Here is a 5,583-nt window from a genome sequence, read left to right on the forward strand (position 1 = left end):
ATGGTATGGCGCAGATCAACGGCCTGGCCGAAGATGCGCGCGCGTTCTTCGGGCGTGGCGGCCTTGTTGAACTGCTGTCCCATCTGGGCGAGCAGATCGACTTGCTGCTGGCCGGCGGCGCCGAGATAGATCGAGCCGAAGGGCTTGCTGAACGTCATCTGCACGCGGGCGTTCGGATCGCCCATGGCTTGCAGATAAGCTGCGCGAATCGGACCGATGACCTGGGAGTACACGGGAGCCGCGATGTGTGCCCGCTGGTCGCTGGTGGTGGCGGCATTGTAGTAAGCGGAGCCGGCGGCGAGTGCGCCGCCGTAGAAGTCGCGCTTGTCGGGAGGCAAGGCTCCAGCTTGCTGGTTCGCCACGGTGGCGAGTCGTTCGAAATTGATGGACTCGGCGTCCGCGCCGCGCAGTGACTCGCCCTGAAGTGTGGCCATGTTGCTGGCGTTGGCGGCGTCGTCGGGGATGGAGGTGTCGTTGTCGAGACGGGAGAGCAATTGCGTCGCTTCGGTGCTGGAAAGTGTCGGCGGGTTGGAGGTTGTCGTGGTTGACGTGTTCGTAGGTTGGGTCTGTGACGACGTGGACTGACTTGCGGGCGCATTGGTCGGCGTGGATGAAGCGTGACCGGTTTCGGTGCCTGGTGTTGGAGACGGTGGCGTGCTCGAGGTCGCGTCCGCAGGCGGAATCTGCGACATCGTGGACTGCCCTTGAGACGGATCCTTCTGCGCGGAGGAAGGGCTCTCGGCGTCGTTGCCATCGGTCTGTGGGGACGGCGTGTTATCGGCATCGTTGCTGGTCGAAGATGCGGGCGGATCCTTCGACGGATTATTGTTGGTGGAGGAGGTGTCTTCGTCGTTGCCACCAACCTGCTGGGTGGATCCGGACGATGTTGAACCGACGCTCGATACAGCCATTTCTGTGCTCCTGACGAGAACATGAACGTCGCCCGATACGCGTTATCTTCATGGAGCGTCAAGGCAATCCGTGCACCTAGTGTCCTTGTCAGTTGCTTGCGCGGGTGATGCAGAAATACCGCGCATGAGGGGCGCAAAAGCAGAGTGCAGCGCGAGAGTCGCTCAATGGAACGAGATAACACAAGCACGCTTGAACGCCATGCGTTTGTCCCGTGCCACGATTGCACGTCCGGGCGAGCACACTTATGGCCCGGGCGCACCGCGACTTCGATGAAGCCGCTACATGAAAATGAATCGTAAGATTCTGTCGATCTGACGGGCTGACAGTCCCGGGTTTCTCTGGGTGAAAAAGATGCGTACCATCTCCGGCGTGATGTCCGAATAGCCTCGGGCAGTCAATTCCGCTTGCAGACTTTGGGGTGCAGGGCCGTGCCCGTTGAACCAGGCATCGATTGAGTCGGCCTCTGCTTTACTCAGTTTTGTATGGTCTTCGGAGAATTGCTGGAGCTGCTTGCTTCCCCAGGACGGTTCAGATTGCGAAGAAGTCGCTGGTTCCTGTTGCGTCGTGCTGCCGGTCCCCGTCTCAGTTTGCTGCGTGCCACCGCCGGTTCCCGTCTGAGGCTGCTGCGTGGCGCCGCTGTCTTCCGGCTGGGCCTGCCCGGTGTCGCCCGGCGCGACGTCCGTGCGCCGTCGCTTCGCCTGCGGTTCGCCCAACTCACCCAGGTTGCCGCGCTCAGCCCATCCCTGCTCGCTCTTGATCCGGGCGACCCACTCTCTCGGCACGCCGGTTTCCTCGCTGATCAGCCACGTCGGTTTTTGTTGGCGATTCGCGAGGAGAATTTTGTCGTATTGCTCCGGGGTAATGGCATAACTGAGCGTATTGGGAGCGCCTTCCTGCGGAATTCTCCAGGGTCTGTTTTCCAGAAGCATGCCGGTTGGAAGGTGTTGCTCTCTCGCATACCGCATTGCGCTGTGCAGACTCGCCAGCGCGTTGCCGTCGGTGAATCTGTCCGCGACTTCCTGCAGCGGGGTGCCTCGCGAGAGTTCACCGTAGATTGGCGCGCCGAGCCACAGATGGGTCGCCGCTTTATGGCTCCGGACTTCCAGGGGGGTTACTTCGCCGCTCTCGCGGATATATTTTTCCACCCAGTTTCGGGCCGTGTCCCGGTGGACATTGAATTCGTGCCCAATTTCCGCGAAGGTGTCGCCGCGCTCATAACGGTCGAAGGCCGCTCGGAGGTCCTCGATCTGACCCGGTCGCGAATGTCCGCCGAGTTCGGGTTGAACCGGCCCGATGCCGCCGGGCTCGGCATACTCGCGCTCTGGACGGATTCTCCAGGGTTTATCTTGCGGAATCACGTTGGATGGAAGGCCTTCGCGGTCCGCAAACCGCGTCCCGCTGCGAATGGCCTGAAGCTCGTCACCGCCGGTGAATTTGTTGGCGACCTCCGCCAACGGTCTGCCCTCGGCGAGCTCTCGGTATATGGCCCCACCGCTTGGGAAATAGACCTTGTCTGAATATCCCCCAGCTTGTCGAGGCCAGACATCGCCGCTTTCACGCAAATAGCGGTTCACCCAGGCACTGGCTGTCGCGGGGTTGATATCGAGTTCGCGCGCGATTTCACTCATGGTTTTTCCGTTCTCATAGAGGTTGAAAGCTCGTCGTCCATCCGCGATTTGACCCAGCCGCAGCTTCTTGTCGGGTCTTGGCGGGGGCTGCTGCGTAGCGTCATCCATGCCGAGGCGGGGCTGCTCCCCGGTGTTGCCGGGCTCGCCCCTGGCGCCTGGCTGCTGCCTCGTTGCTTCAGCCGGGTCGACATCGTCGACGTCCTGAATCCATTCCTGGTCCTTGTGCGAATAATTCCCGCGCTTGCCTCGCATGTCCTTGATCCACTGTTCTCGCACGTGGGTTTCCTGGCTGATCTGCGCATCCGTTTTGCCCTCCTCGTAACCCTGGGCAATATCGGCGCTTTGCTGATAGCTCATGGGATAACGAAGCTGATTGGCCGCGCGTTCCGGCGGGTTTCTCCAGGGTCTGTTCTGTGGAATGAGGTCGGTGAGAAGATCATTGGCGTTCGCATACCGCATGCCGCTGCGATAAGCCGCAAACTCATCACCGTCGGTGTATCTTTGCGCGACATCCGGCAGTGATCTGCCTTCCCGAAACGATTGGTAGATATTCTCGCCGCGCCCCATGTAGATCCGTTCTAACTGTCCGCCGACCCGCACAGGCTGCATATCGCCGCTCTGCTGCAAATAGGCTTCTATCCATCTCTTGGCCGTGGGGGGTTCGATACCGAGTTCTTTTCCGATCTCCCTAAAGGATTTTCCGCTCTCATAGAGATCGAAAGCGTGTTTGTAGAACGCAGTCTTGCTGCTGCGGGCGCCGCCCGTCAGCCCCGTGTCGAGATTGACTTCCCAGTTGCCCTTTTCGTTGATGTGCATCTTGGGGGCATTAGGTGAGCCTTCACGCGGCATCATCTGCCAGCTACGGGCGTCGTCGTTCCACGTCACCGGATACGTCTTGCCGTCCTGCTGAATGTAGTTCTGGCCGCCTTCGTCGCGATAGAGACCTCGGTAGTTCGGGTCGGGCGTGAGCTTGCCGGAGGGGGGGCGCGCATATTCCTCGGGCACCAGCGGGATGCCCGAGGTCGAGCCGGACAGGGCGGCCGTGCTGCCCGGTACCGGCGTGGTGATTTCGGGTTTTGGGGCATTGGCGGGTTCGTTTTTGGCATTGCCTTCGCCGGGCTTGATCTCTTCCTTGGGGGGCTTGGGTTCGATGGAGCTGCCCTCGGTGGGTTTGGGACTGGCGGCGGCATCAAGGTCGCTCACCTTGTTGGCCAACGCGAGTTTTGGATCCTTGGGCGTCAGGTCATTGAGCCACTGCCAGAATGACGGGGCAGGCTTGGCCTCGGTGGCGGCGCTGGCTTCACCCGCCACGGGAACAGGCTCGAACGGCTTGAATTCACTCACATTCAAACCTTTGGCTCCGCCGAATTTCGGGAAGTTTGCCTCGCCCATCAACATCCCGACCACCCCGGACGCGAAGTCGATGCCCTGTCTGGCCCATTCGGGAAGCGATTTGGCCGGCACGATGTAGTCGACCAACAGATTTGCAACGGGGATGAGGCCGACGAAGAAACGGCCAAAGCCATCCTCGAGCTGCTGCTGCCAGAGCGGCAGGGGCGGCGTGTGCGCATTGAGATACGAGTCTTGAATGGGCCCGTGCTGGGATGCAGCGTGATACATATTCATGGCATCGACAATGCTGCGGTTCTCCAGTTGATAGCGATACAGCAGATCGCCACCGAAGTTGCCCATGCGCAGGTTATCGATGTTGGTCTGCGTCGGATCGGGTGGCAACGGAGGGAGCACGGGCGCGCGGCGGAAGAGATCGCTTTGCAGGGCTGAAGTCGCCCATTCGGCTTTTTTGCTTGCATCGGCGGACCACTCGTGCAGGAGCTTGAAGTTGTCGGGCGATTTGCTCAGGCGGTACTGGAACTCCTGCGCATTGCGTTCGGAGTTCAGGCCATGGTTCATGAACCAGTTCAGACGCTCGAATGAACTCGTGTCATCGAGGCCGCTCTCTGCGCTGGCGACCCACATCCCCTTGGCCTCGGCCAAGGCCTGATTGATTTCCTTATCGGCCTGTTTCCACTGCTCCTGCACGTGTGAGCGCTCCTGGTCGACGAAGCTGGCAATCTGCGATTGCATGACATGGCGCAGGTCAGCAGCCTGTTCGAAGATGCGCGCACGCTCTTCCGCCGTGGCGGCCCGGTTGAACTGCTGTCCCATCTCGGCGAGCAGATCGACTTGCTGCATGCCGGCGGCGCCGAGATAGACGGAGCCGAAGGGCTTGCTGAAGGCCATCTGCACGCGAGCGTTCGGATCAGCCATGGCTTGCAGATAGGCTCGGCTGATCGGATCGATGACGTCGGTGCGCACGGCATGAGCGATCTTCTCGCGCTGCTCCTGGGTAATGGCGGCGTTGTAGTAGGTGGTGCCCGCGGCGAGCGCGCCGCGATAGAAGTCGCGTTGCTGGGAGGGCAGGGCTTCCACCTCTTGATTGGCCTGAATGGCCTGCTGCTCGAAGCCGATGGCCTCGGAATCCGCGCTGCGCATTGAGTCGCGCTGAAGTCCGGCCAGGCTGTTGGCGTTGGCGGCGTCGTCGGGGATGGAGGGGTCCTTGTCAAGACGCGAGAGCAATTGCGTCGCTTCGGTGTTCGAGAGCGTGACAGGCTTGGCCGCGTTGGCGGCCGCGGCCGCCGCAGCCAGCGCAGGATCAGGCGCTGGCGGCGTGGGTCCGCCTATCGTCTCCACTGTGCGGACGGGAGGTGACGATGCGGAGGCGGCGCCCTGTGTGGTCCCGTCGGAAGACGATTTGGACTTTTGGTAGGCGATGTCCGCCGTGGTGTTGCTGAGCGACGTCATCGGGCTTTGCACGCCAAGGGGTATGGGCGGAAGTAGCGGCGGAGATGGCAGCGGCTGAGTGTGGGCATCGAGATATTGCCCCTTCTCATGCGCGGGCCTCGACGCAGCGCCAACCATTTCCTCCGCATCGAGGATGCGGCGATCTTCCTGTTGATAGCGGTACAGCATATCGGCACCGAAGTTGCCCATGCGCGAATCATCGGCGGTGGTTTGCGTGAGATCGGGGGGCAGCGGCGGGAGC

The 5,583-nt window shown here is 61.4% G+C and carries 2 protein-coding genes; both read right to left on the minus strand.

The genetic code is table 11. The features are described 5' to 3' along the window. The coding region (locus tag QCE83_RS34910) for a hypothetical protein (RefSeq protein WP_309821448.1) at positions 1-911 on the minus strand (911 nt) is incomplete at its 3' end. A 279-nt stretch (positions 912-1,190) separates the two neighbouring features. Beyond that, the gene (locus QCE83_RS34915) at positions 1,191-5,531 is read right to left on the minus strand and encodes a helix-turn-helix domain-containing protein (RefSeq protein ID WP_309821450.1); all 4,341 of its coding nucleotides are present in this window, start codon (positions 5,529-5,531) and stop codon (positions 1,191-1,193) included. Positions 5,532-5,583 lie beyond the last annotated feature (52 nt).

The sequence above is a fragment of the Caballeronia sp. LZ034LL genome, assembly GCF_031451215.1.
Taxonomy (GTDB): domain Bacteria; phylum Pseudomonadota; class Gammaproteobacteria; order Burkholderiales; family Burkholderiaceae; genus Caballeronia.